The sequence below is a fragment of the Acinetobacter sp. ABJ_C1_1 genome (genome assembly GCF_044684115.1).
Taxonomy (GTDB): Bacteria; Pseudomonadota; Gammaproteobacteria; order Pseudomonadales; family Moraxellaceae; genus Acinetobacter; species Acinetobacter nosocomialis_A.
On sequence record NZ_JBITPU010000006.1, the window covers coordinates 146865 to 172560 of the forward strand.

General features: G+C 35.1%; 24 protein-coding genes and 1 tRNA gene. 10 read left to right on the forward strand and 15 right to left on the reverse strand.

Annotated elements, in window-relative coordinates; translation table 11 throughout:
• Positions 1–4 precede the first annotated feature (4 nt).
• A complete protein-coding gene (locus tag ACG59Z_RS09820) occupies positions 5–1240 on the reverse strand; it encodes an SfnB family sulfur acquisition oxidoreductase (RefSeq protein ID WP_396479370.1) in 1236 nt (411 codons plus the stop codon).
• A gap of 345 nt (positions 1241–1585) precedes the next feature.
• On the opposite strand from ACG59Z_RS09820, the gene ACG59Z_RS09825 reads away from it, so the two are divergent.
• From ACG59Z_RS09825 to ACG59Z_RS09845, 5 genes are all read left to right on the forward strand, one after another.
• Positions 1586–2350: a glutathione S-transferase family protein gene (locus ACG59Z_RS09825; RefSeq protein ID WP_002050156.1), complete on the forward strand. Its 765-nt coding sequence runs from the start codon at positions 1586–1588 to the stop codon at positions 2348–2350.
• A gap of 545 nt (positions 2351–2895) precedes the next feature.
• Positions 2896–3789: an amino acid ABC transporter substrate-binding protein gene (locus tag ACG59Z_RS09830; protein WP_002049815.1), complete on the forward strand. Its 894-nt coding sequence runs from the start codon at positions 2896–2898 to the stop codon at positions 3787–3789.
• 93 nt (positions 3790–3882) lie between these two features.
• Positions 3883–4725, forward strand: a complete 843-nt coding sequence (locus ACG59Z_RS09835; protein WP_004709206.1) for an amino acid ABC transporter permease — start codon at positions 3883–3885, stop codon at positions 4723–4725.
• A gap of 2 nt (positions 4726–4727) precedes the next feature.
• Positions 4728–5405, forward strand: a complete 678-nt coding sequence (locus ACG59Z_RS09840) for an amino acid ABC transporter permease (RefSeq protein ID WP_002049960.1) — start codon at positions 4728–4730, stop codon at positions 5403–5405.
• Between the two features lie 13 nt (positions 5406–5418).
• Positions 5419–6162: an amino acid ABC transporter ATP-binding protein gene (locus ACG59Z_RS09845; RefSeq protein ID WP_002049786.1), complete on the forward strand. Its 744-nt coding sequence runs from the start codon at positions 5419–5421 to the stop codon at positions 6160–6162.
• Between the two features lie 52 nt (positions 6163–6214).
• On the opposite strand, the gene ACG59Z_RS09850 is transcribed toward ACG59Z_RS09845, so the two are convergent.
• Positions 6215–7522, reverse strand: coding sequence for a DcaP family trimeric outer membrane transporter (locus tag ACG59Z_RS09850; RefSeq protein ID WP_400199050.1), 1308 nt, complete (start codon positions 7520–7522; stop codon positions 6215–6217).
• 342 nt (positions 7523–7864) lie between these two features.
• Between ACG59Z_RS09850 and ACG59Z_RS09855 the strand changes: the two genes are divergently transcribed.
• Complete coding sequence (locus tag ACG59Z_RS09855; protein WP_002050132.1) at positions 7865–8335, forward strand: Lrp/AsnC family transcriptional regulator; 471 nt, start codon at positions 7865–7867, stop codon at positions 8333–8335.
• Between the two features lie 44 nt (positions 8336–8379).
• Here ACG59Z_RS09855 and ACG59Z_RS09860 read toward each other — a convergent pair whose 3' ends face one another.
• The 3 genes from ACG59Z_RS09860 to ACG59Z_RS09870 form a co-directional block, all read right to left on the reverse strand.
• The gene (locus ACG59Z_RS09860; protein ID WP_263613538.1) at positions 8380–9129 is read right to left on the reverse strand and encodes a YebC/PmpR family DNA-binding transcriptional regulator; all 750 of its coding nucleotides are present in this window, start codon (positions 9127–9129) and stop codon (positions 8380–8382) included.
• A gap of 161 nt (positions 9130–9290) precedes the next feature.
• On the reverse strand, positions 9291–9836 hold the full coding sequence (locus ACG59Z_RS09865; protein WP_311087791.1) for a 1-acyl-sn-glycerol-3-phosphate acyltransferase: 546 nt from the start codon (positions 9834–9836) through the stop codon (positions 9291–9293).
• A 208-nt stretch (positions 9837–10044) separates the two neighbouring features.
• Positions 10045–10605, reverse strand: a complete 561-nt coding sequence (locus tag ACG59Z_RS09870; RefSeq protein WP_263613540.1) for a TetR/AcrR family transcriptional regulator — start codon at positions 10603–10605, stop codon at positions 10045–10047.
• A 277-nt stretch (positions 10606–10882) separates the two neighbouring features.
• Here ACG59Z_RS09870 and ACG59Z_RS09875 point away from each other — a divergent pair, with 277 nt between their 5' ends.
• Entirely contained in the window at positions 10883–11746 is an 864-nt protein-coding gene (locus tag ACG59Z_RS09875) for a hypothetical protein (protein ID WP_400199053.1), read from the forward strand.
• 196 nt (positions 11747–11942) lie between these two features.
• Here ACG59Z_RS09875 and ACG59Z_RS09880 read toward each other — a convergent pair.
• Positions 11943–12019 (reverse strand) — tRNA-Ile (locus tag ACG59Z_RS09880).
• A 158-nt stretch (positions 12020–12177) separates the two neighbouring features.
• Between ACG59Z_RS09880 and ACG59Z_RS09885 the strand changes: the two genes are divergently transcribed.
• Positions 12178–13404, forward strand: coding sequence for an integrase (locus ACG59Z_RS09885; protein WP_400199054.1), 1227 nt, complete (start codon positions 12178–12180; stop codon positions 13402–13404).
• 591 nt (positions 13405–13995) lie between these two features.
• Here the strand turns inward: ACG59Z_RS09885 and ACG59Z_RS09890 are convergent.
• Positions 13996–14895 (reverse strand): LysR family transcriptional regulator, encoded by a 900-nt coding sequence (locus tag ACG59Z_RS09890; RefSeq protein ID WP_400199057.1) that lies wholly within the window; start codon positions 14893–14895, stop codon positions 13996–13998.
• Positions 14896–14984: 89 nt separating this feature from the next.
• Between ACG59Z_RS09890 and ACG59Z_RS09895 the strand changes: the two genes are divergently transcribed.
• The gene (locus tag ACG59Z_RS09895; protein WP_400199059.1) at positions 14985–15422 is read left to right on the forward strand and encodes a PACE efflux transporter; all 438 of its coding nucleotides are present in this window, start codon (positions 14985–14987) and stop codon (positions 15420–15422) included.
• Positions 15423–15482: 60 nt separating this feature from the next.
• Here the strand turns inward: ACG59Z_RS09895 and ACG59Z_RS09900 are convergent, their stop codons facing one another.
• The 3 genes from ACG59Z_RS09900 to ACG59Z_RS09910 all read right to left on the reverse strand — a co-directional run bounded on the left by ACG59Z_RS09900 (position 15483) and on the right by ACG59Z_RS09910 (position 18660).
• A complete protein-coding gene (locus ACG59Z_RS09900) occupies positions 15483–16898 on the reverse strand; it encodes a purine-cytosine permease family protein (RefSeq protein WP_400199060.1) in 1416 nt (471 codons plus the stop codon).
• 253 nt (positions 16899–17151) lie between these two features.
• A complete protein-coding gene (locus ACG59Z_RS09905) occupies positions 17152–17616 on the reverse strand; it encodes a hypothetical protein (protein ID WP_400199062.1) in 465 nt (154 codons plus the stop codon).
• Between the two features lie 114 nt (positions 17617–17730).
• A complete protein-coding gene (locus tag ACG59Z_RS09910; RefSeq protein WP_400199063.1) occupies positions 17731–18660 on the reverse strand; it encodes a DMT family transporter in 930 nt (309 codons plus the stop codon).
• 94 nt (positions 18661–18754) lie between these two features.
• On the opposite strand from ACG59Z_RS09910, the gene ACG59Z_RS09915 reads away from it, so the two are divergent.
• The gene (locus ACG59Z_RS09915; protein WP_400199064.1) at positions 18755–19606 is read left to right on the forward strand and encodes a LysR family transcriptional regulator; all 852 of its coding nucleotides are present in this window, start codon (positions 18755–18757) and stop codon (positions 19604–19606) included.
• Between the two features lie 57 nt (positions 19607–19663).
• Here the strand turns inward: ACG59Z_RS09915 and ACG59Z_RS09920 are convergent, their stop codons facing one another.
• The 5 genes from ACG59Z_RS09920 to ACG59Z_RS09940 all read right to left on the reverse strand — a co-directional run bounded on the left by ACG59Z_RS09920 (position 19664) and on the right by ACG59Z_RS09940 (position 25405).
• Positions 19664–19843, reverse strand: a complete 180-nt coding sequence (locus tag ACG59Z_RS09920) for a hypothetical protein (protein ID WP_263613549.1) — start codon at positions 19841–19843, stop codon at positions 19664–19666.
• A 605-nt stretch (positions 19844–20448) separates the two neighbouring features.
• The gene (locus ACG59Z_RS09925) at positions 20449–21468 is read right to left on the reverse strand and encodes a fimbrial protein (protein WP_400199065.1); all 1020 of its coding nucleotides are present in this window, start codon (positions 21466–21468) and stop codon (positions 20449–20451) included.
• A complete protein-coding gene (locus ACG59Z_RS09930; RefSeq protein ID WP_400199067.1) occupies positions 21465–24002 on the reverse strand; it encodes a fimbria/pilus outer membrane usher protein in 2538 nt (845 codons plus the stop codon). The genes ACG59Z_RS09925 and ACG59Z_RS09930 overlap by 4 nt, the downstream gene beginning before the upstream one ends.
• A 55-nt stretch (positions 24003–24057) precedes the next feature.
• Positions 24058–24798 carry a molecular chaperone gene (locus ACG59Z_RS09935; protein WP_400199069.1) on the reverse strand — a complete coding sequence of 247 codons (741 nt, stop codon included), beginning with the start codon at positions 24796–24798 and terminating at the stop codon, positions 24058–24060.
• A 70-nt stretch (positions 24799–24868) separates the two neighbouring features.
• Positions 24869–25405 (reverse strand): fimbrial protein, encoded by a 537-nt coding sequence (locus tag ACG59Z_RS09940; RefSeq protein WP_400199071.1) that lies wholly within the window; start codon positions 25403–25405, stop codon positions 24869–24871.
• Between the last annotated feature and the right edge of the window lie 291 nt (positions 25406–25696).

Consider the following 25696-nt stretch of genomic DNA (forward strand, 5'->3'; position numbering starts at 1 on the left):
CTCCTTAAATCCAGGCGTGGCGGGCAGGGAAATGACCATTAAGGTAATAATTGCCAATGGCATGTAATTTCCAGCGAACAGGGTCGTGTAAGGTATGTACACGGGCATTTCGCCAATGTTGATCTAAATTATGTTGGCTTAAACTTGAACGGCTACCGCCCAGTTCTAATAATTTTTCAGAGATTTGTAGAGCCGCATCATTGGCATAGACCTTTGCTTCAGCAACCAAAATTGAAGCTTTAGCTACTTGTTCATCAGTCACAGTTTGAAGTTGGTCAAGTTCATCTAAATATTCAGCAGCTTCATCAAGCAGTAAGATTGCAGCATCGAGCAAAATATTTAACTTACCCACTTCTTGTAAGGTGTAATGTTCAAAGCTGGCTTTTTCAACGTTTGCATCAATAATTGGACGTGCTTTATGAATAGTTGATAACGTGTCATCAAATGCAGCTTCTGCAATACCGACATCAATGGCTACTTGTAATAACTGAGAATAAGCACCGCGATAAGTAGGGGTTTGAGTCAATAAACGTTCATCAAAAATAAGATCAGGGTTAACTTCAACATGATTTAATTTAACTGTACCACTCGCTGTGGTACGTTGCCCAAATCCATTCCAATCATTAATGACTTCAATACCTTGAGCCTCCCGGTTAACAATGACTAAAACCACATGACCTTCGGGATGAACCGCTTTAATTGCGAGCCAATGCGCAAAACTTGTTCCAGTCGAATAAAATTTTTCACCGTTTAAAATGTATTTACCGTTTTCAATGGTAAGCGTGGTTTTTAGTGTTTTTGAGTCATGTGTATTACGCTCTGGACCGCCGTTAGCAAGACGTTTGCCTGCTAATATTTCTGAAAAGATAAATTGTTTTTGTTGTTCTGTACCCAAGATTTCGATGAGGTTTAACAGGCTAATCTGATTTTGTGGAATTTGACCGACATTGGCATCGCCTTTACTTAAAATACGGAAAACTTGAGCCAAAGTTTTATTGGAAACAAAAGCACCACCATATTTTTTTGCAATGCGAATTCCGCCTAAACCTTTTTGGCTAAAGCTCTCGATTTGCTCATGCGGTAATAAGCGTTGTTGATCACGTGTATTACGACCCTCTAAAGCAAAATCAGCCACTTGATAAGCGGCATTAATCGCTTGTTGATCATTTTGAATGACTTGGACGTATCCCGTCGTTTTAGATAGAGAATTAGACATAATGACACCTTGTATTGCTGTCATTACCTTACAAAAGAAATATTTTTCCACTAAACGAGGACTTATGCTCAGCTTATGAATAAAAATGCAAAGCACTTTTTTTGATTTTTAATAGATAAATATAGATATAGAAATATATTAAAAATCAAATAATTATGCTTTTTGTTTGCAAAATGAATTACTAAAGTAGTTTTAATATGAAAAAGAGCTATAAGTACGGTAAAAAAAGATATAAAAAATATAGCCCTAACTGTCAGTGAAAAATGAGCACAATATCCATTGTTTTCATTAAAAATAGCTTCTAAAGTATCTAGTTACCGAAGACGATTTTTGTACGAATAGTCAAATAAAAATAAACGTGGAGATTTTATGCGGGTTTTGTATCAGTTTCCTTTATCTCATTATTGTGAAAAAGCTCGCTGGTTGTTAGACCATAAAGAACTTGATTACGTTGCACATAATTTGATTCCTGGCTTTCATCGTGCTTTTGCACAACTCAAAACAGGGCAAAATTTATTGCCAATTTTGAAAGATGACCATCGCTGGATTGCTGAATCAACTAAAATTGCGCTTTATCTGGATGACACCTATCCAGAACATGCACTTTTACGCCGTGATGAGCAACTTAGACAGCAAACACTCAAGATAGATAGTTTGGCAGATGAACTGGGTGTACATGTACGTCGTTGGGCACTTGCCCATACTTTAGCCCACGGCGACCATGCTCTAGAGATTATGATGGGCGAACAAGGTTACTTGCGCCAGTTTGAAAAAATATCAAAACCTTTCCTCAAGACTTTAGTAAAGAAGAACTATAAGCTTGAAGGGGAAGTGGTGAGCCAGTCAAAAGAACGTATGGATGAACTCATCAGTGAGTTGAATCAGTACCTCATTGAAAACCAAGCACGTTATATGGTTGGAGACCGCTTAAGTCTCGCTGATATTTCGGTGTGTTCTATGCTTGCACCTTTATTAGAAATAAAAGGGACACCATGGGAGCCCGAAGAGGATGAAGAGGTGTCGCCAGAGTGGAGCAATTATCAAAAAAGTTTACTTGATTTGCCGCTTGGACAATATGTTTTAAGAATTTATCAAACTGAAAGGAATGCACGAGTTGATTGGCGAGGCATTTAATTTATAGATTTTATAAAAAGGCTCGAAATAAATCGGGCCTTTTTTTTCTCATATTCCCAAAAACATTTTAATTGTAAAAATATTACTATCAATTTTATAAATGGATTTTATTAAAACATTTATAAATATTATTTTGATGCTTTATCTTCTTTTTTCGAAAAATAATCTACTTCGGTCTAACCGTTTAATAAGTTTAATTTTTCTTTTTATCAAGAAAGTAATCTTTTTCTAAAAACTGTTTTTAGAAAAATTTAAGCCACTTTATTGTGCATGTGTTTACATTGTAATCAATAATTGCCACATTTAAGTGTAAATAGATGAGCTTAATAATAGACAGAAGATTAAAACTTAGATTAAAGTAGAAACATGTGAGCAGTTTTAAAGGTATTAATTCTGCGAAACAGATGAATAATAAGTGAAGCAAATGGATGGAGTCCTGCTTGGAAAAGTTGGCTCGATAATTGCAATTTAATAATAAATCGCTCTATTTCTCTATAAGAATGATTCTTTAGACAAATAGAGAGAATGATCATCAAGGAGTTCTTATGAAACGTTCTGCAACCTCTCTCATTGTTTCAACAGTTATGCTTTGTACGGTTGGTGCTACTTCTCAAATTCAGGCAGCAGATACATTAGCTAAAATTAAAAGTACTGGAAAAATCGTTATTGGTCACCGAGAATCATCCGACCCAATTTCATACGTTGTTGGAGGTAAACCAGTAGGTTATGCAGTCGACATTTGTAACCAGTTCGCAAATGATATTAAAAAAGAATTGAAAATGCCTGGTTTAAAAGTTGAATACAAGGCAGTCACTTCATCAACACGTATTCCTGAGCTTTTAGCCGGCAATATTGATATGGAATGTGGTACCACTACAAACTCTAAACAGCGTCAGCAGCAAGTTGGTTTTTCAACGAACTACTATGCAACAGAAGTGCGTATGGCTGTTAAAGCCAACTCTGGTATTAAGAGTCTAGCTGATTTAAATGGTAAAGCAGTTGTAACGACTCAAGGTACAACATCAGACAAGTACATTAAAATGAATGAAAAAGGTCAGTCACTTAATGTACAAAACATTTATGGTAAAGACCATTCTGACTCGTTTGCCATGATGGCATCTGGTCGTGCCGCAGCATTTGTAATGGATGACAATATCTTAGCTGGTCTAATTGCCAAGTCATCTACACCAAAAGCATTCGCAATTGTAGGGCCAGTACTTTCGTCAGAACCTTATGGCATCATGATTGCAAAAGATGATCCAAAATTTAAAGCAATTGCTGACCGTACCGTAAATAATTTATGGAAAACTGGTCAAATGGACGCTTTATATAAGAAATGGTTCTTATCGCCAATCCCACCAAAAAATACTAATTTGAACATGCAACCAAGTTCATCTTACAAAAAACTTAAAGCTCACCCAACAGATGCAGGAATCTAACCAGATCCTTTTGTCCTAAATTTACTTGTGCAAGTGTAAAACTTCATTTGCACAAGTGGTCTATTTTCTAAGATATTCATTTAAGGGGCAAACATGTCAGTCGGCTCGCTAAACTGGACTATATTCTGTGCGGAGTCTAATGAATATGGTGTCGATAAAGCCGCATGGGCAGAATCAGTTTGTAAAGTCATTGGTAGCTCTAGCTACAATGCCTATTCTGAGGCGCCCACATGGTTACAAATGTTAGGTTCTGGTGTCTTTACTATGGTATGGACTGCCGTTGTAGCCTTTCTTATCGCATTTTTATTAGGTTCTCTCCTCGGGGTAATTCGTACTTTACCCAATAAACCGCTTGCTTTTATCGGCAACTGTTATGTCGAAATATTCCGTAATATTCCTTTAATTGTACAGTTATTCTTCTGGGCTTTTGTATTCCCAGAGTTCTTACCAGATAGTTTAAGTGCTGGAAGTGGGGACGTCGTAGCAGGTGGTTGGTGGAAAAATATTTTAAATCATCATCCTGCTGTTATTGGTGTTTTTGCTTTGGGTCTATATACCGCAGCACGTGTTTCTGAGCATGTAAGAGCGGGGATTAACACGGTTTCTCGTGGACAAAAATTTGCAGCTTCTGCAATGGGTTTCACCACAGCGCAAAGTTATCGTTATGTGATTTTACCGGTTGCATACCGTACGGTATGGCCAACCATTACTTCAGAAGCCATGAACGTCTTCAAGAACTCGGCAGTTCTATATGCTCTAAGTGTTTTGAACTTCTTCGCTTATACCAAAACCATGCGAGAAGAAACTTCTCAGGACATTATTATTCTTATTCTGTCTACGCCGGTTTATTTGATCATTACCTACACAATTAAATTTGTGATGGCATGGATTGAAAAACGCATGGCTGTACCAGGTTTAGGTTCGGGAGGAAAATAAATATGGATTTTTCTCTATTACATAACCCTGATGTTATTGCTGCATTAAAAGAAGGTTTTATCTTCACGCTTACGGTAACGGTACTTGCGATGATGGGGGGGATCCTGATTGGAACTCCATTGGCAATGATGCGTTTATCTAACAGCACCATTGCAAGTAACTTTGCGAAATTTTATGTCGATCTGTTTCGTGGTATCCCATTAATTCAGGTCATCTTTATTTTCTATTTTTTGTTGCCGAAAATATTTGAGTTTCAATCAGATACTTATTGGGGGCCATTATTTTCCAGTGTTGTGACCTTTGCTATTTTTGAAGCTGCATTTTTCTCGGAAATTGTACGTTCTGGTATTCAGTCTATTTCAAAAGGTCAGGTCAATGCAGGCTACGCTTTAGGGTTTACCTATGGGCAATCTATGCGTTATGTGGTGTTACCGCAGGCCTTCCGTAATATGCTCCCAGTATTACTAACTCAAACCATTATTCTCTTTCAGGATGTGTCATTAGTTTATGTGATTAGTGCACCAGATTTCTTAGGTCGTGCAGATACATTGGCTAATACCTATGGTCCTGAAACAAAAGCAACATTCTACTTAATCGTCGCTGTGGTGTATTTCTGTAGCTCGTTTGTGCTATCACAATTAGTCAAACGCTTACAGAAAAAAATTGCCATCATTCGCTAATTGGAGATTTTAAATGCCAATGATAGACATCCAACATATCTCTAAATGGTATGGTGATTTTCAGGTTTTAACAGATTGCACGACGAGTATTGAAAAAGGTGATGTCGTTGTTGTTTGTGGACCATCTGGTTCAGGAAAATCAACGCTCATTAAAACTGTAAATGCTTTAGAACCATTTCAGCAAGGTGACATTATTGTTGATGGGGTTTCATTAAAAGATCCAAAAACTGATCTGGCAAAATTCCGTTCTCGTGTAGGAATGGTGTTCCAGCATTTTGAACTTTTTCCGCACATGACTGTTTTGGAAAATTTAACCATTGCTCAAGTGAAGGTGTTAAAACGTTCAGTTGCTGAAGCGCGTGAAAAGGGGCTTAAGTATTTAGAACGCGTTGGGTTACTTGCTCATAAAGATAAATTTCCAGGTCAACTCTCTGGTGGGCAGCAACAACGTGTTGCAATTGCTCGCGGATTATCGATGGACCCGGTCTGTATGTTGTTTGATGAACCTACTTCGGCACTCGACCCTGAAATGGTAGGTGAAGTGCTTGAAGTTATGGTGCAACTTGCTCATGAAGGTATGACCATGATGTGTGTGACCCATGAAATGGGATTTGCTAAACGCGTATCTAACCGCTTAATTTTCATGGATGAAGGGAAAATTCTTGAAGATTGTCCAACCAATGAATTTTTTGATAATTTAGAGGCTCGTCATGAGCGCGCTAAACTGTTCTTGCAGAAAATTCAAGCCATGCACTAATACTATTAATAAAAAAGAGCCTTTTGAAAGGCTCTTTTTTTACATACAAATTTTAGAAACTATATTTTGCTAATAAATTTATGCGGGAGTAATCGCCTTTATCATCTGCAAATGTTTTGCGCTGGCCATAAGTATATTCTGCACCTAAGTCAATGTTCTTAACAGGGTTCCAAATTAGGTTAACCAGTGCATTATAAATTTCTTTGTTATAGCTGGTGCTGATTAAATTGCTATTTGCATAGATGCTATCATCTTTATATTGAATACCGCCTATTGCAAAAGTAGAGCGGAGGATAGGGCTCCATTTACGTTGATAGCCGATAACTGCACTATCAAATTCAGCTAAATTAATATCCTGAGTTGTTGTGTCATAGGCATAAGCTGAGTTGCTATAAAGTAAATAGCGGCCATCTCCTTTAACATGATAGTAATTAGCAACCAAGCTATCTTGAGGTGTTAAATCATATTTACCACCTATGCCGACACCCCAACCAAATTTTTCTTCAGAAGTGCTATCTTTGGGAGCTACACGGTTTTCATGAGCAAGACCATGTAACTGTAATAGGCCTTTATTATCTGTAGTTTTGAAATCATATCGTGCTGTTAAAGCAGGAAAGCGGCTTCCACCAGCAGCGTTACCAGCTTTCTCAACATCGCCGCCTTCTAAGGCAACTAATATTTTTTGTTGTGCATCAATCGGCTGAGTATAACGGACTTGTACAGTACGCGTTGTTCCTGTACCAATAGCGCCATTAAAATCTACTGTTTCTGGTGATGTATCTGTATTTACAAAAGGTGAAGTCGTTTGACCTGCTAACCATTTTCCTAAAGACATATAAGCATGGCGAACACGGAAGGTACCATTACCATTATCGCCATTTCCACCCATGAAATCGGCTTCAATTTTTCCGGTTAAATCTCCGTACTGAGTAGGTCGAGTGATGTCTAGACCAATTCTTGAAGTCGCAGCAGATACATTTAGTGAATCTTGTTTTGGATCATCTTTATTTAATGGATAGTTAGCGCCATTTGAAATGCTGCCATTTGAACCTTTAAAGTCATAGGTTGCATCTGCACGGACACTACCATAAAGCTTAACTTGGGTTTGTCCATCCGTCATTGCCATCCAACCTGGTTTTGATACAGGAGGAGTAGCTGGTGCTACGGGAGTTGTTGCTGGAGCACTAACCGATAAAACTGTTTTTTGTTGATCAGATAGTTTCTGGACGAGTTGTTTCAACTCCTTTACTTCATCACGTAATGCATTAAGTTCTGCATCAGTAGCCGCGTGAGCAGGCATAACTACACCTGTTAGGCTGACAGTACTCATCGCAAGAACTAAAGTTTTGATTTTTTTCACAAGCATTCCCCACATCGGATAAAGTTTTCCCATATGTGCATAACAAAAACAGTGCCAACTTTTTAAAATTATATAAAGTTATTGATTTTATTAAAGAAATTGTAGGGGTTCTAAGATGCGATGGTCTTTCTTTGAGGCGGTAAGGAAAATGTTGAAGAGATATAAGGCGATAAACGATTGCAAATGCGCTATAAACGTCATACCACTGCACAGTTAACAGGCACAGTGTTGACTCAAGATATTGAAGTAAAGCTTAATTCTTTTTTAATTGAGTTTGATTTTTAAAGTAGACTTAGCTTTAGGATATACTGTTAACCTAAAAAGAGCTCATTGGAGAAAAGAATGGAGTTAGACCGTTTTGATAAACAAATTCTGGAAATTTTGTCTCATGAAGACCTGAATTTGAATGAGCTCTCAGAACGGATTAATCTTTCAGTTAGCTCTGTTCATCGCCGCATTAAGCATTTGATTGAAGCTAATATCATGGGGCAGCTTAAAAGAGAAATTAACTTTAGCAAATTGGGGTTTACCTTGCATATTTTGCTACAAGTCTCTTTAAGTAAACATGATAGTGAGACCTTCGATAAATTTCTTTCTGAAATTGAAGCGATTCCTGAAGTTACAAATGCATTTTTAGTGACGGGTCAAAGTGCCGATTTTATTCTTGAATTAGTGGCACGTAATATGGATGACTACAGCGAAATTTTATTAAGACGTATTGGTAAAATTGACAATGTGGTTGCTCTACATTCGAGTTTTGTCATTAAAGAGTACAATGTGTTTAACTGTTATAACTTATTAAATAAACTATAAAAAAAACGCACCGATTGGTGCGTTTTTTAATTTCAATGTTTTGTTTAAGCATCTAATTGAGCTAAAACTTCATCTGAGAATTCAACGTTTGTATAAACGTTTTGAACATCATCAAGATCTTCAAACATATCGATCATTTTAAGAATTTGTTTTGCTTGGTCAATATCTGTAATTTCAGCTTTTGTTGATGGGCTCATCACAACTTCTGCGTTATCAGATTTTAAGCCTGCAGCAGCAAGAGCATCTTGAACTTCACCAAAAGTTTCTGGTGAGGTGATAACTAAAATTTCATCTTCTGAAACTTCAATATCTTCTGCACCTGCTTCCAAAGCAACTTCCATGATTTTGTCTTCTAAAGACACATCTTCAAAAGTAATTTCGCCACGTTTAGTAAATAGGTAAGATACAGAACCCGCAGTTCCTAAGTTACCATTGGTTTTACTAAAGCAGTGACGTACATCTGGAACTGTACGGTTAAGATTATCTGTCATTGTTTCAATAAGGACAGCAACACCACCAACACCATAACCTTCGTAAGTTACTTCTTTTAAATCGTCATTGTCTTCACCACCAACACCGCGTTGGATTGCACGGTTAATGGTGTCACGTGTCATGTTGACAGAAAGTGCTTTTTCGACAACAGCACGAAGGCGAGGGTTGCTAGCAGCATCTCCACCACCAAGTCTGGCAGCAGTCACAATTTCACGAATATATTTAGTAAAAACTTTACCGCGACTTGCATCTTGTTTAGCTTTACGATGCTTAATATTGGCCCATTTAGAATGACCCGCCATGGAAGTGAACTCCAAAAATTAAAAAATGCAAAAGTGACAGAATATTATCATAGGCATGGTTTTCTTGAAAACTGTTGTCCTATGTTTTGTTAACCAATTAAGTAAGCTTAGAGGCCCTAAATTTAAGTAAAAAATAGTTCCTAAAGTTGTTACAGAAAAAATTAGTTAATCTTCACATCAATATCATATTGCGCGTAAAGTTCTTTAATCGTTTCAAGATCTTTTTGCAAATCAGAAGGGTAAATCTTACCTAAAATACCGCCTTTCTTTGTTCTTGCATTTGCATACATCAGTACAATTGGAACATTCGCAGCTTTTGCAATATGCCAGAAACCTGTACGAATAGGTTTACGCTCAGATCCATCTTTTGCACGAGTTGCTTCAGGGGCAATGACTAGATTGAAGGTATCATTACTTTGAAATTTCTCGACCATTTGAGACACAATATCTTTGCTTGCTTTGCGGTCTACAGGAATGCCACCTAGTTTCTCAAGTATGGGCTTCATTGGCCCTTTAAAAAGCTCTTTTTTAATTAGCGTATGAATCTTTAAATCTAATATTTGAAACATAGCGATTGATAAGATCGCATCTAGGTTAGAAGTATGCTCGAACCCAATAATAACTTGTTTTTTTTCAAGAATTGTAGGATCTACATCATAGGTCCAACCAACTGCTTTGAAGATAGAATTGCCTAAAAACTTTTTCATAGAGACGTGGGAGACAATAAGGTTGCGGAATTCTAATATGAGTTGGTCTAAAAAGGTAGAAAATTATCAACATATTAAACTTTATTTATTTTAATTTTTAAATTGAAATATTTAATAAAATTTATATTTATTAATATTATATTTTAACTCTCCAATAGAAAAATATATAATAAATCAATTTAAAGTAATCTTTTATATATTAAAAATACTATGAATTCTCGGTTTTAATTAAATACTCGATATATCTCCATTTTTTTACAGGATCAATCAATTCTTTATCAATGGTTCCATCAATAATAATCCCATCAATAATCGAGATGATGATATGAGTAAGCGGAGTAGGGTCTTTAATATCTAACTCTACTAATAAACTGTTGAGTAAATTGATAAGCCAATTTGTATATTCTTGAAATGGTTCACGAATTGAGGTGTATTGTTTAGATACTTCAATAAATGCCTTCTTAAACAAGCAACCATTAAAGTTTTCGCTATTAATCCAGTCAATATACCAGTTAAAAATAAGATGTATTTTTTCAAGCGGCTCAGCATCTGGATGTAAATTTAATTTTTCATAAATTGAATTTTGTATATTAATATTTCGATGATGTAGACATTCCATGATTAAACTTTCTTTGGAAGGAAAGTATTTATAGAAAGTCATCTTCGCGACGTTTGATTCAGCAATAATTTTATCTACGCCTGTAGCGTTATAACCGATTTGGTTAAAAAGATCTAAAGCAGTATTTATAATATCTTCTTTTTTTGACATTACTGTTCCATATAGTTAAAACTAATTATTACTTTACATAGATTTTAAATTTTTAATCAAATTGATCATAATCAAAAACATAATTTGATTCAAGTTAATATTATAAAAATAATAAGCATTATTTTTAACTTTTTTTAAATATTCTATTTGATTTCGTATGATTTTAATTCTAATATGGATTTTTGATAAAAGGAGTTTTATTTTTGGTATAACTCTTTGTTTTTAAAATAAAATATGGAAAACCAAAGAACTTTAATAAGTTTAACGAGCGTGGATTATGCCTAAAAAATTTGAGAACTTTAATAATCCTAGGAAAAAGGCACTCGCAGGGATGAAACAAAGCATTTCAGCTGAACTTTGGGATAAAAATCTTAACTTTTTAACTCAATTAAGAGCGAAGATTGCGCAGCATCCGGTATCTCATCATCCTGCAATTGGAACTTTAAATAACGGAGAGATTAATAAAGAAAATTTAAAGCGTATTCATTTGGAATATCGCCATGCAATCGTACAAACATTCACAGATGCTTTATTAATGGCTCAGTATCAAACAAAGCAGTTAGAGCCTAGATTGCACGCAGGGGCAAAAATGTTCCCACGTTTTCTTTTGAGTCTGAATATATTTGATGAGTTTGGATTTAGACCCGGAGCTGACCGAGATGGTTACTATCAGGGAAACCCTGAATATGCTCATTATCCATTATTCGAAGATGTGCTTAATGATTTTGGAGTAACTGAGGAAGAGCGCCGAAGTTATAAACCGACTAGCATTGCACATCAAGTAAGAGAATTTTTAGAAAACTCCTATAACGACTATAAAGCTGTTTCCGCTTTACTAGCAGTAGCCGAAGAAGAAGTTATTTTATATAGTCCACCTTTGCGAAGAGCAACCAGTGCTGTCGGTATAGAGGTTGAGGGTGGTGGGTATTACCATGTTCATGGTGTATCCGAAGATGAAACTGCTGAGGCAGCAGATGATGATCATGAAGAAGATTTATGGTTTATTTTGATGCAAGCTTGTACAGAAGAAGACTATGTTCATTTAGAAAACTTATGTCTTGAATATTGTGATTTATGGGAAAAGTTTTGGGATATTCAAATGGAAAACTCGAAATCAATTCCTAAACAGAATCTGGCTTAAGAATATATCAAATAATTAACTCAATAATTTATAACAATCATAAATACTAAAGGGAATATTTAAAAATATGGAAATAGGTAAAGATCTTTTAAAGTTTAAGCGACCAATTTTTGAATAATGTAGTGATATTCAGCAGTATTTTAAGATGCCTAAAATTAAAGAACCCCAAAAACTTTAGGTTTTTGGGGTTTGTATTTGGTGGGCCCACACAGACTTGAACTGTGGACCAACGGATTATGAGTCCGCTGCTCTAACCAACTGAGCTATAGGCCCTATAAGTAAGAAAAGCTTTTAATCTCAAGGCTTTTCAGTGCCTGCAATACTAATCAATTTTTTTATTAAACACAAGTATTTTTCAAAAGTAGGCGCAGTAGACCTGAAAAATATTTTGCTATATTGTTAATTATCACAAGCGATAGGGATTCTAGCTTATGAGCACTTCACGAGTAAAGCTAACTAAGCCATTTATCGATCAACTTAAACTCATTCCAGCAATTTATCGCGACAGTGAGATTATTGGCTTTGCTATTCGTGTAAATAATTCCTATAAAACCTATATTGTAGAGAAGAAAGTAAAAGGTAGATCAATACGTTGTAAATTAGGAGACTACGAAAACATTACACTCGAAGAAGCACGTATACTTGCCCAGCAAAAGTTAAAAGATTTATCTGATCCCAAACATTCAACTATCAAGAATAATAAAATATTAAAAAATAATTTAGATAAGAAAAATTATCAGCCCGACTTAAATGAAGCTTTCCAGACTTATATAAATCACCATAACCTAAAAGAAAGGACATTAGTTGACTATAAAGAAGTCATAGAAAAATACTTAGTAGACTGGGGGGAGCTTAAACTAATTCATATTACTGAACAGATGATTGAAGATAAGTATGTCCAGTTATCTAAAAGTAGTTATGCAAAAGCGAATCTATCTATGCGGGTATTGAGAGCTGTTTATTGTTTTTCGGTTAAATATTATCAAGATAAAAATAAAGAAACAGTCATACCTATGATGAACCCAGTTACTTTTTTAAATTCGAAACAACTTTGGCAAGCGGTTCCACCTCGAAATAATTATATTGATAGAGAAAATTTAACAAAATGGGTCCATGCAATTATTGAATATCAAGGTCGGGGCCAAGAAAATGAAACAAATAAGGACTTTTTATTAACACTTGTTTTAACAGGGCTCTTTAGAAATGAGTGTGAATGTTTACGTTGGGAAGATCTAGACTTGGACGAAGGTAGCCTCTCTTTTATAAATACTTATAATAATGAGCGCTATAAAATTTATATGGGTGATTTCCTTTGGCATTTAATGAAAAAACGTAAAATGAAAATTAGGGAAGAATGGGTGTTCCCATCTGTGAAGTCTAAAACTGGTCATATTGTTAATATTTCAAAATTCCGAAAAAAGATAGAAGAGCAGTGTAATATCTTTTTTACTTTTCAAGATTTGCGTAGAACATTTAATTTTGTTGTAGATCACTTAAGTGATAAACCACTATTTATTAGAAAGGCGGATGAGAAAGAGAAAACATCAGAATCTATCACTGTGGCTCACGATATGCGCAATAGAATGAATAGGGTAGAACAAGTTGTTCTTGGCGCATATAGAGATGAATTTATTAAATCTATCACTACCCATCTATAAAAATTTTGAACTTTCTAAACTAAAAATGAGAAGACTTTTCTCTTTTAGAATTAGTGTAAGTTTATAGTAAGTTTTGTCAGTAAAACACAGAATGATTATTCTTTCACACTTCCTACAACTATTTGTAATTGATGAATTTTATACTTGACTAAAACACTTGGAATTTATACAGTAGTGGAGTATTTTTGATAATTATTATTATTGCTTAGTCCTGAAATACAGTAAGAAGCCTATTCGTTATGAATAGGCTTTTTGCTTTGTTTTTAAATGATAACTAAAGTCTAAATCTCTTAAAAAATTAATCTAATAAAATCAAATAAATAGTTTTTAGACGTTTTTTAATAAATTGAAAAAAATTGACACGTAAATTTTCATTATGAACAAAACTGATTTAAATAGTAGTCAAAGTGAAACATACCTAAATGCTAAGTTTGATTTTCACTAAACGAGGCATAGGAGTGTCATCATGTTAAAAGCAATGTTTTTCTTCAGCGCAGGTGCAATGTTTGGCTATTGTTATAAGCATAAGAATGATAAAGCTGAAGCTGATAAATCTAAATAAGCACTGAAAAACCGCCTATATGGCGGTTTTTAATGAGCAGCATTAGATAAGTTGGCTTGAATAATTTGTACAAGCTCTCTTGCTGCTTTTGATAAGGGTTTATCTTGGAGCCAGATGAGATAAATAGAGAGCGGTAAATGATTTTTTGTATTTTTAAAATCTAGTTGAACTAAATGTCCTTGCTCAATTTTTTCTTTTATTAAAGATAAAGGAAAATTTCCCCATCCTAAACCAGCCTCGACCATATGAATGGCAGTTTGTAAACTATTGGTTTTCCAATACATGGCCCCAACGATGGAACGTGAGTCCTGCATATTTAATTCGCTACTTGCAACCACAATTTGCCGAACATTAATCAAGTCTTCAATAGAGATTAACTTATTTTTTTGTTTTAAAAGTGGATGATGAGCAGAAATTGTGGCGACTAGAGTTTCATTCATCACCAATTGCAAACTTTCACGCATTTTTATATTGAGATCTGAACCTGCAAGGCAAAGACTAATATTTTCTGTATAGAGCAAATTTAGAATATCGTCTTGTGGAGCTGTAATAATCTCTATGTTAAGTAAGGGAAATTTGTCAGCCAGTTTCTTTATGGCTTTAAAAAGTAAATCGGTATTCGCATCTGAAACAACACCAATTTTTAGTTTACTTTCAAGCCCTAATGAAAGTTCATAGGCATGGGTGCCTAATAGCCTAAGTTGCTCAGCAATAATTCTTGCTTGAGGCTCTAATGCTAAAGCTGCCGAAGTAGGAATAACTTTACGGTGAGTACGTTCAAACAGGGGGTAACCAAGTTCTGCCTCGATATTGGCAACAGCCATGCTCACTGCTGATGGTACTCGATTTAACTTACGCGCCGCTGCCGAGAAAGATCCTGTATCTAATACAGTTAAGAAAAGCTCTATATTTTCGCTATTAAAATTCATTTTGATATCAGTAAAACTGAAAGCTGTTAACTTTATGTGTGATTTTAACTGAAACTAAAATAAAAAGAAGTAAGAAAAGATGATTGGTTATGCAAGGTTTAAAGCGTCGTATTGTTTATGTGTCCTCATATGAAATTATTGGAATGGTGATTTCATCAGTTGGTTTAGCTCTTCTCGCTGGCGATAGTGTAGAGCATACTGGTCCGCTCTCAGTCATGATTACGACCATTGCGGTAACATGGAACTTTATTTACAACATTCTTTACGAAAAATGGGAAGCCCGCCAAGAAAATAAGACACGTACGGTTAAACGTAGAATCGGACATGCGATCGGTTTTCAAATCACTTTGGTGATGTTCTTAATTCCGCTGATTGCATGGTGGATGAATATTTCTCTCGTTGCCGCATTCTGGCTAGATGTTGCCTTTATTATCATCATTCCAATTTATACATTTATATTTAACTGGACGTTCGATAAATTATTTGGATTACCTGCTTCTGCACAGGTAAAGATTGTTCAAGAGTAGACGAAAATATTTAAGAGATATCAAAGTACTAATCTGTTAACTTTGATATCTCATCTGAAATTATTTAATTTGTTCAAGCTCAAGATTTTTTGAAACCTTTATTTGAGCTCTTTTTGCTAACACATAATATAAAAGCGCAGTTGATAACAATCCAACTAACCAAGATAAATCAACTCCACCTAACATTTCGGCAATTTGTCCTTTGTAAAATTTGCTATCGATAAAGGGTAGTTGAAGTAATATGCCAATAAAATAACAAGCAATACCAATGATGTTCCAGCGTCCATATTTACCATTTGGATCATATAGTGCGTCTACATCACATTCTTCTTTAGAAATAAAATAATAATCAACTAAATTAATTGCACTCCAAGGAATGAAAAATGTCAGAAGAAATAAAATAAAAGCTTTGAATGCACTTAAGAAGGTATGTTCACCTACAACAGCAATAAATGTTGAGATTAGAACCATTGCAAGAACAATGATAAGTCGGGTCAGTTTTGAAATTTGTCCAGTTGGTTTAAAGTTATTCCAAATGGTTGCTATACACATAAAACTGCCATAAGCATTGAGTGTGGATAAAGTGACCTTTCCAAAGGCAATACTAAAATATAAGAAAGTAATTATGAGAGCGATTGGGTTCATGCCTACAACATATTGAACTTCATTACCGACAAAACCACCATTCGATACTTGAGCAATCAATACACCCAGTGTCATAGAAATTTGTGAACCGACTAAAGACCCGAGTCCAACCGCCCAAAACACCCGATTTGAAGAGGTTTTTGTAGGTAAATAACGAGAGTAATCGGCAACATAAGGCCCAAACGAAATTTGCCAAGAAGCAGAAAGAGAAACAGCTAATAAAAATGATGACCAGCTAAAATGGCGTACCGCAAGCAATTCTGAAATATTCGAAAGAGCCAAAATTTGAGTAAGGATAATAATAAAAGCAATTAAGCCGATAACGCTTGCGACTTTTCCTACCCAGTGAATTAAGCGATAGCCAATAGTTGCAAATACAATAATAAAACAAGCATAAATTAAAATACCTGTCGTATTACTGACTTGTGCAAGGTGCGCAATCGCTTTACCAGCCAGTACTTCACCAGTTGCGGTAAAGCCAATATACATTAGACAAACCAGAATAATGGGAATACATGCACCATACACTCCAAATTGAACCCGACTGGAAATCATTTGGGGAAGGCCAAGTTTTGGTCCCTGAGCTGCATGCAAAGCCATGACAGCAGCACCAAAGCATTGTCCGATAAATAGGCCAATGATTGACCAAAATACATCGCCCCCTAATACGACGGCTAATGCACCCGTGACAATAGCTGTAATCTGTAAATTGGCACCAAACCAAAGCGTAAATTGGGCGAATATATTGCCATGCCTTTCATTTTCAGGAATAAAGTCAATACTTCGGTTTTCAACAAATCCGCTTTTCGATGTTCCAGTTGATGAGTCCATAACACTCTCCTTATCCTTTAAGAGCTTTTCTTTTATTAGAATCCATTTTGTACAAACAAATACAAACATGTATATACAAGTTATTTAAAAAAGAAGCAATGGGTTTATTTAAACCATTGCTATAAAATTTGTGGGCTCATAAATTTAGATATGCTGTGAAAATTCAACTGGTGTTATGACTGATTTTATAAATATGGAAATATTTAACCTATAAATTAAGCTTATAAAAAAGCCCTCTAATGAGGGCAGATCATCAGACTTCTGCATCAAGAATGGCCTGAAAAAATACAGATAGTTCCGAAAATTGAACTAACTGAGTTTTATCATCGTGCTTATAATAGTATTGATAGTGGGGTGTTTCAAAAGCGCTATCGAGATATTGTGTTGCATCAGAAAATTGAGCTTTTGCAACGGGTTTATCTTTCTTAAATTTAACGATAAGTGGGTTCACAGAGTTTAATTTAACGGGTACGCCATTTTCAAATTTGGCAGTTTCAATCAGTAAAGAGATTTTAAAATCACCAAATACGACACAAAATTGGCCTCCTTTTTCTGTTTTAATTTCTCGATCGTGAAATAATTCTTTAAATAAGTCTTTTAATGATTCTCTGTGTTTGTCTAAAGCTAACTGAAAATCATGATCTTGCTGTTCTAGTTTCTCTTGCTCTTCTTTTAGCAATCTGGCCTGTTTTTCGATTGTTGTAAAATCCAAATTCATCTTAATTTCTCCTTGTTGTGTTTTTAAAACTATATATGGCAACCAATTGTTAAGTTTTAAAGAAACATACATTCTTTGTTACAACGCAATAATTAAGATGAATTTGTGTGATCACTATTTCGTACAAGGCTTAGCCATAAGTGTCGGACGCTTGATTTGAATAAATCCTCCACTACTTAGCACGCCTAGCATGACTAAAGCAGTCCCTATAAGTTGCCAGATATTAAGAGCTTGACCAGCCAACAGTGCCACCAACATACTAAAAACTGGAACAAAATTAAAAAAGATTGATGCTCGGCCTGCGCCTAGTTTTTGAATGCCATTAAACCAAAATAAATAAGCAATCATGGTAGAGCAGATAATGACGTAGCCCATTGCCAAGTGTGCAGTAATAGGTGCCATAACAACTGCTTTAAATGGATGTTCGAAAATTAGACTTAATATGATTAAAGTCAAAGCACCGAACAACATAGAGAAAGTGGTAGTTTCTAACGGCGTAGCATTTTTTACATAACGGCGTGATAACACATTGGCTAAACAAAAGCTGATACCACCGAGTAAGATGAATAAGTCACCGATTGCTATTTTTAAATGAAGTAGCGTTGAAATATGCCCATGGCTAATAACGAAAAGCACACCACTTAAGCCAAATACAACACCAATAGATTTAGGAAGTGTTAATTTTTCTCCATTGAGCAAAATTGCTAACAGTAGAGTAATCAATGGCGTAGTTGCCATGATTAAAGCACCGTTGACTGCTGATGTGGTTTGTAAGCCATAGAAACAGCCTATATTAAAACCAGCAATACCTATAATTCCAATAAGAAGATAGATAAATAAATTCTGCCGTAAAACGGTCCAACGCAATTTTCCCATGGCCGCAAAAACAATAAATAGGCCAAGACTTGCAAGCGTAAAACGTTCAGCTGCTGCTGAAAGAGGAGGCATCGATTGGATAATATAAGACATCGCATTAAATGCTGAGCCCCAAAAAAGCATCGTTATTACAACACCTGTGTAGGCATAAACCATCATTTTATTCATGATAAGGCTCCGAAAAAGAATGTCTCTATTCTGAGTAATCACTTAAAGGTGTACAATTCCATATTAATTCATCTCTGATGTGAAAATTTGCACAATGATAGATTGGGAAAATTTACATTACTTTTCAGTTTTTTCTGAAGAAAAATCACTTTCAGCTGCGGCAAGAAAGTTAGGGGTTGACCATGCCACTGTTGCAAGAAGAATCGCTCAGTTAGAACAGAACTTAAAATTAAAATTAGTTGATCGTAGACCTCGCACTTACGTTTTAACATCGGAAGGCGAGCGGCTTGCCCAAGTAGTGGCACGTATGATGGAAGAGACATTTTCTATTGAGCGGCTTGCTCTAGCTGGACAGCAGGAGGTTACGGGTACTGTTTCTATTAGTATGCCTCCATTAACGGCTGCTCATCTAATCATGCCTCATCTCGGAAAGTTTTATCATCATTATCCTCAATTAAAACTGCGTGTACTTGGGGATGTTCATTATGTATCTTTGCAGCATAGAGAGGCTGATATTGCGGTAAGGTTTGGGCGACCTAAAGATGAATATTTAGTTGCTCGTAAAGTCGGAGAAATCCCTTTTGGAATATATGCTACTCCAAGTTATTTGGCTTCAACGAACCAAGAAAATTATGAGTGGATTAGTGTGGAGGTCGGTGGTGTACATGGACAGAAACAACAAAAATTAAAAGAGAAATTGAATAATAAAGAGCCACTCATGGTTACTAATCATCCTGAGTTGCAATGGAGAGCAGCATGTGGGGGAGTAGGTTTAGCTGTATTACCTGACTTTTTAGGTCAACAAGGCAATTTGGTAAAATTACCAGATAATGACCCGATGAGCGCTGAAATTTGGTTGGTCATACACGAAGATCTACGGAGTAGTCCTGTGGTAAGAGTAGTGATGGATTTTCTTTTAAATTGTTTTGAGCCATTTAGAGTTTAATTTTAAATTTTCTTTAACTCTATTTTTCTTAATGTACCTATTAAATTAAAGAAATTTTTATTCGTCGGGAAAAATTCCTGCATCTTCTCGTGCTTGTTTTAAAGCTAGAAAAAAGCATAGTAGAAAAAGTAAACCAATAAAAAATAAGAAAAAATCTAAATGACTAATACCTATACCAATTCCGAAAGCCCCTAAACTTAATAATAAAATACAAAAGATTTTCCAAAAAATAAGCATGCGGTTTTATAGTAAAAACTTGAAGTTAGGCTGTAATTGAAGAATATTTCTAGATTTGTTTATGTTTTTTTTCTTATAGGTTATGTAAAGCTTTATAATTTATGGAGTTACATACTATGAAGGTTTGTTTTTATGTCAAACTATCTACTTGAGAGACTTTTTAATTATATTGCACATTAGTCTCTATAAAATTCATATTTTCTTAATTAATAGAATGATAATTCTTTAGAAAGCCTGTAGAATAGGGAGTCTGAATTTTATTTTTAATTAATTTTTGTTTAAAATTAACCGGTTAAATAGTTTTATCAAACTTTTGTTAAAAAAAAGACTTGATATTTAAGCTAAATTTTGAAATTATAGTCATGCAAATTGTGATCTATTTCCCACAATTTGTATTTCAGGTTAAGTGGTTATCACTAATGCTCATGAGCTTTATTCGCTTATGAGCATTTTTTTAGCTTATTTATTAGTAAAATTTAAAAAATAATTCATGTTAAAAATTAATTTTTTTAGTATTAATTAAAAATTATTTCTATAATTTTTTCATTCAATATATCTAACTATGTGCTGTTCAGAGTCAGTACTTAGAATGTACCAAAACTATTCTAATCATATTGAATCGTGACTGTGGCGTTAGCTTTGACTTCTCCAGCGGTGACATTGGCAGCAGTCTGGTAGTAACGCGCAGTTAAGGGGACATCATATTGAACCGTTTGGTTAGAGCCTATAGTACCAATCCCTAGTTTATTTCCTTTTTGAATCGTGTTGTTTGCACCATTCATATTCCATAGAAGCTCTACACCAACGCCGTTTGCTTTAGTCGATTCAGCAGCGCTGTTGTTAATAACCTGACTATTTGCAGTGTCAGAATTATAGTCAAAGCTTAAACTCAATGTATTACTTGTAGGTACACCCGAGTTATTCTCGCCACCATTACACAGAATGGATAGGTTAAAGTTTTTCTCGCCTTGAGTTGATCCGATAGCTCTAAAGCCTGATTTTGTCACAGTGGGAAGTTCGACAACCGTATCTACGCCATTTTGGATTTCACAAGATGATGATGCAATGAGAATAGGTGCACTTCCTAATACTGTGGTTGTTAAGAAGGGACGATTCTGTTGACCTGTTACATAGTAAGTACTATAACGACCAGCCACCAATGCCCCAGAACCAGTAGTAGCAGCAGTTTTAATCACTTCCAAGACAAAATAGCCTGGTGAAAGAGTGTATGTTGTCTGGGGAGTCAATGTAAGTTTATAAGGGTAATAGCCAGAAGCGTTTGAAGAGTCTGTTACTTCACGATAAATTCGAATGCCTATACCCGGAATATTTGTAGCATAAACATTATTGCCTATAGCACTAATTGGATAATTTAGAGGTAGAGCCGCTGTAATTTGGTCACTGGGGCGGTTACACGTTGCAGTAGAATTATTGGGTGAAATGGTAAAAGTATTCTTTTGTAGAACTGTTCCGATTGGATCGGTTGGACGAACTACAATGGTACCAATCGTTATTGGAATATCCACTGTGGTAAAACCTTTACTTAAAGTACAGTTTGCATAGGCTTGGTTGTAAATAAAGAAACTCGTAATTAGTAAGCCATTCTGTATAAGCATTTTTTTCATTTGCAGATTGCCTCTGTCATAATAATTGATTGTTTTTCCTGTAAGATTTTTGATTGAATGTCATATTCAAGTTGACATTCTTCGGTATTACTTTCTCCCCATTTCACATAAAGATGATCATGGGTCAGAGGAGTACGTAAATAAATGCGACTACCTTGAGCTACCATTCCAACCGCTTCGTTATTCTGGTTAAAAACTTGCGCAGCAAATGGCAGATGACCACCATTAGGTGTTTGGGTACTAATAAAGAGTGCATAACCCGTTTTTGTTGAAAAATCGACTTTGGTTATTGATCCTGCATAAGGTGCAATACGGTGACTTGTTTCTGAAAGTTCAACATTTGATGGCATTCCTTGAGGGTCAAGGCTAATGTCATTCAAACGGTACGGGGTAACATAAGGAATAACTGCATAACCTTGCTTATTAATGCTTAGACCAGACGTGTTGCCGACTCGAGCACCTGTGGCTTCAGGCGCATAGACCAATACCATGGTTTGCACTTGATCTGGTCCAAATAAAAGACCTTTCGAATGGGCAACTACACTTCCGTTTAAATTGACCATTTCCTGTTGATATGCGTCTGATTGACTAAATGACGCACCTACAGTTGTGTAGTTGGTCCGGTAGGTACTATTAATATTTGCGCTGGTTTGTCCTTGATCTTGATATGAAACGGATGAGCCATATTCAAAGCGGTTTCCGATATAACCGCTCATCCCTAAAGTCTTACTATCTTCTGAAATAGAACTATTAAAGTTAATTGTGTTTTTCTTAATTTTAAGTGGAAAAGATAAGGACAATAAATATTGCGTTTCATGATCTGACCGTTGATTTTCTAAGTCTAGCTCATGAGTCATTGCGGAAATACTGTAGGTTAAATCTCTAAATTGATTGCTATATCCAAATTGAAATTGTTGATTACGATGAGGTTGATTCCAGTAACTAATCCATGAACCTACCAAATAAAAATTGCCCCACTGATTTGGAAGACTTTGATTTAATGTGACCTGAAATTCACTTTTTTGTTTACCTACAGAAAAACTATCGATATTTCTTTGTTGTAAATCTTGAATTAAAATTGAATCTCTTAATTTCAAATAATTTTCGGTTGAGTATCTGTAGGTTGCCAAAGTTAAATTTGTATTCGTTGGCGTAAATAAACGATTATAACTTAAACGGTAACTTTGCCCTTTAAGTGTAGGTTTTTGCTCGAAATCTGCATTCGATCGAGTTGCATCAAATGCAATTGCACCAATTGGAGTTGCAAATGCGCTACCTATGAGAAAAGACTGGTAGTGTTCGGTCGCCTGAAATCCTGCATAACTTGTTAAATAGTTATTAATGCCTCTTTGATATTTACCTTGTACCAGCCATGGATTTAAATTGATATTGGCATCTCTAAACTGTCCCAGAGTAAAAGAATAACGGCTCATCTTTGGGCGTAGCATCTCTACTACAGAAGCGTAGGGAATAGAGAACTTTTGAATCTCTCCATTGGTCTCGTATATAGAAACTTGTAGTTCACCACCAAAACCTGTCGGGTAAAGATCGTTAATTTCAAAACTTCCGGGTGTAACAGTAGTTTGATAAATTAAATTTCCCTGTTGGCGTACTTCAACTTTCGCATTAGTCTTTGCATAACCCCGAATTTGTGGAGCATATCCAAGCATACTGTTAGGCAGCATACGGTCATCACTTGATATGTTAATTCCACGATAAGGTAAGGCATCAAAAAAATTACTATTGGTAAAGTAATCACCTAATGTAACGACACTATTGAGCTTAGGAAATGCTTTTTGGGCATAAGTATTATTTGATGTATAGGAAGAAGTCTTTTCTGAGATTTCGTTATGATCTTGCCATTTCCATTGTCCAGTATGGCGTAACTGCCAATCATAGAGATTTATCCCGACATTTGTACCCATAAAAGCATGATTTGTTTCATGGTCATTACTTACAATACGGTAGGCAGAAGCATTGTATGCAAAAAAAGCAGCATTTATACCACGATCCCATAAACGTGGGTCGACGTATCCTTGAGCATTTTTTTGTAAAGCAACTTGAGGGATCGAAATATCAAGTCTTAAACGAGAAGTATCAAATTGATAAAAAGCATCGTTGACCCATTTTTCTAAATCACTACAGGTAGGTAAATTATTTGCTTCCCGATGAAGAATTTCTGATTTAACCCCATATTCTAAAAGCATATCTGCGGTAAAACATGTTTTTGCATTTTCATTGGAACTTGTAGTTTTAAAAACAAACTTTCTTTTACCTAACCATTGTCCATTAATATATACGTCAAGACTATATTCGCCCGGTAAAATAGGATTGCCGTATTTAAATCGACCAATGTCGATTTTCTGTGCATTTCCCACTAAAAAGTTAGTATCAAAGTCTGCTTTTAGTATATTTTGCCCACTCATATTATCTGACGCATATGCGACTAAGGGCACATTAATCGCTATGCTTAATACTAGATAATAACTAGTGCGCTTTTTAAAGCATGTGCTGAGTATGAACCATTCTGACATAGTCTTTATGCCTATTCATAAATAGGTGTTTAAATTTTTAAAAAGATAGATAAGCTTAGAACTTTATTGTTTTTTCAATTCGTCCGCCGTAATCATTTATATAAACAAAGCTCATATTCGTTATATTGCTATTTTTAAGTTTTATCTGATCTTCTGAAAATGGAGCAATCATCAAACCTTGTTTTAATAAGTCTGTTTTTTGATGATTCTGTTCTTGAAAAATTGAGCTTATTGTAATGTAAAAGGGAGTAGGGTTTTTAATAAGCAATGTTTCCCCATTTTTTACCCACTGGATTTTTTCACTAAATGTATCAATATTTTCTTTTAAATTTACTGGTCGATAAAAGAATTTAATTCGTGAACGAATCGCTAATTGAAGAAAATTATTAGGTAATACTTCATTGTTTTCTTGTTTTTTCCCTTCTGGTCTTGGGGGAATATCTAATACATTAAGCCAGAAAACACTTTCTTTATTTTGGTTTAATTGAGACGCATTTGGTAGCGCAGTAATTCGTAAGGTTTGACCTTTAGATGGTTCGATGCGTGAAATAGGAGGTGTAATAATAAAGGGTACATTCGACTCATCGGGAGTCGATTTTGCATTTCCGTCATCAATCCAAGCTTGAACAAGAGAAGGCGCTATACCATTATTGCTGAGCTGTAAGCTGACTTCTCGGGCATCCGATGGGTATATTACACGTGTACCATGAAGTACTATTTCAGCATGTCCTGTAGTAGCAATTACGGCTTGAAGACAAGCCATTCCCCAAAAAAATTTACGACCACGAAAAAGCATGAGTCATATTCTCAATAACAAATAATAGATGAGATATAGCTTCTATTTAATAATAGAAGCTGGTTTTAATTTATTGATAAATAATCGTGTATTTCACTTGTGAAGTTACAGTACCAACAGTAGATGCACCAGTCGCATAATATTCAGCATAATAATTAAGATCAGCATTACCACCAGCAGAAACATTTACCCATTGAGAGTTATCCTGCGCACCTGAAATTCCTTTAGCAAGTACAGGAATTACTGCATTATTGCTTCCTAATAGTTGAATATTGACATTAGCAGCTGCACCAGAGGTAGCTTGGTTTAATAAGCGACCAGTATTAAAATCAACCGTTGCGCCTGGTTCAAAATAAGTCGCAACTTTTCCAGCTGAAGCACAATTGGTTAAATTAATTTGAAAAGGGGTGCGGCCAGCAACATCACCTGCATTTTTTAAAGATTGAGATGATACTGTAGGTAAATTCACAGTAAGGTTTTTATCACCTGTATCGATTGTACAAGTATTATCAGTTACTAAACCATTAATAGTAATTGTACCGTCCGCTGCTTGTGCTGCTGTAATATTAAAAAGTGTAGCTGTCGCTATAAAAATAAATTTTTTCATGAAATCCCCGAAATATCCTATAAGTATAGATTGCTTACTTTTCAGTGCTTTTATTCTGATCAAGTAGTGCGGTGGAAATATAGCACCTTTCAATTAAAAAACAAGAATAACATTATATTTTTATGTATTTTGATTGGTTATTTTTTAATGAATAATTGGGTTTTAATTCTAATTTTTATCATCTGGTAAAATACATTAAATTTATTTTATTTAAAATAAATTGATAATGAGTTTAATTTAAGTTGTTGAATTTAATTAATTTAAGTTTTTCTTTAAAAAGAAATATAAAAT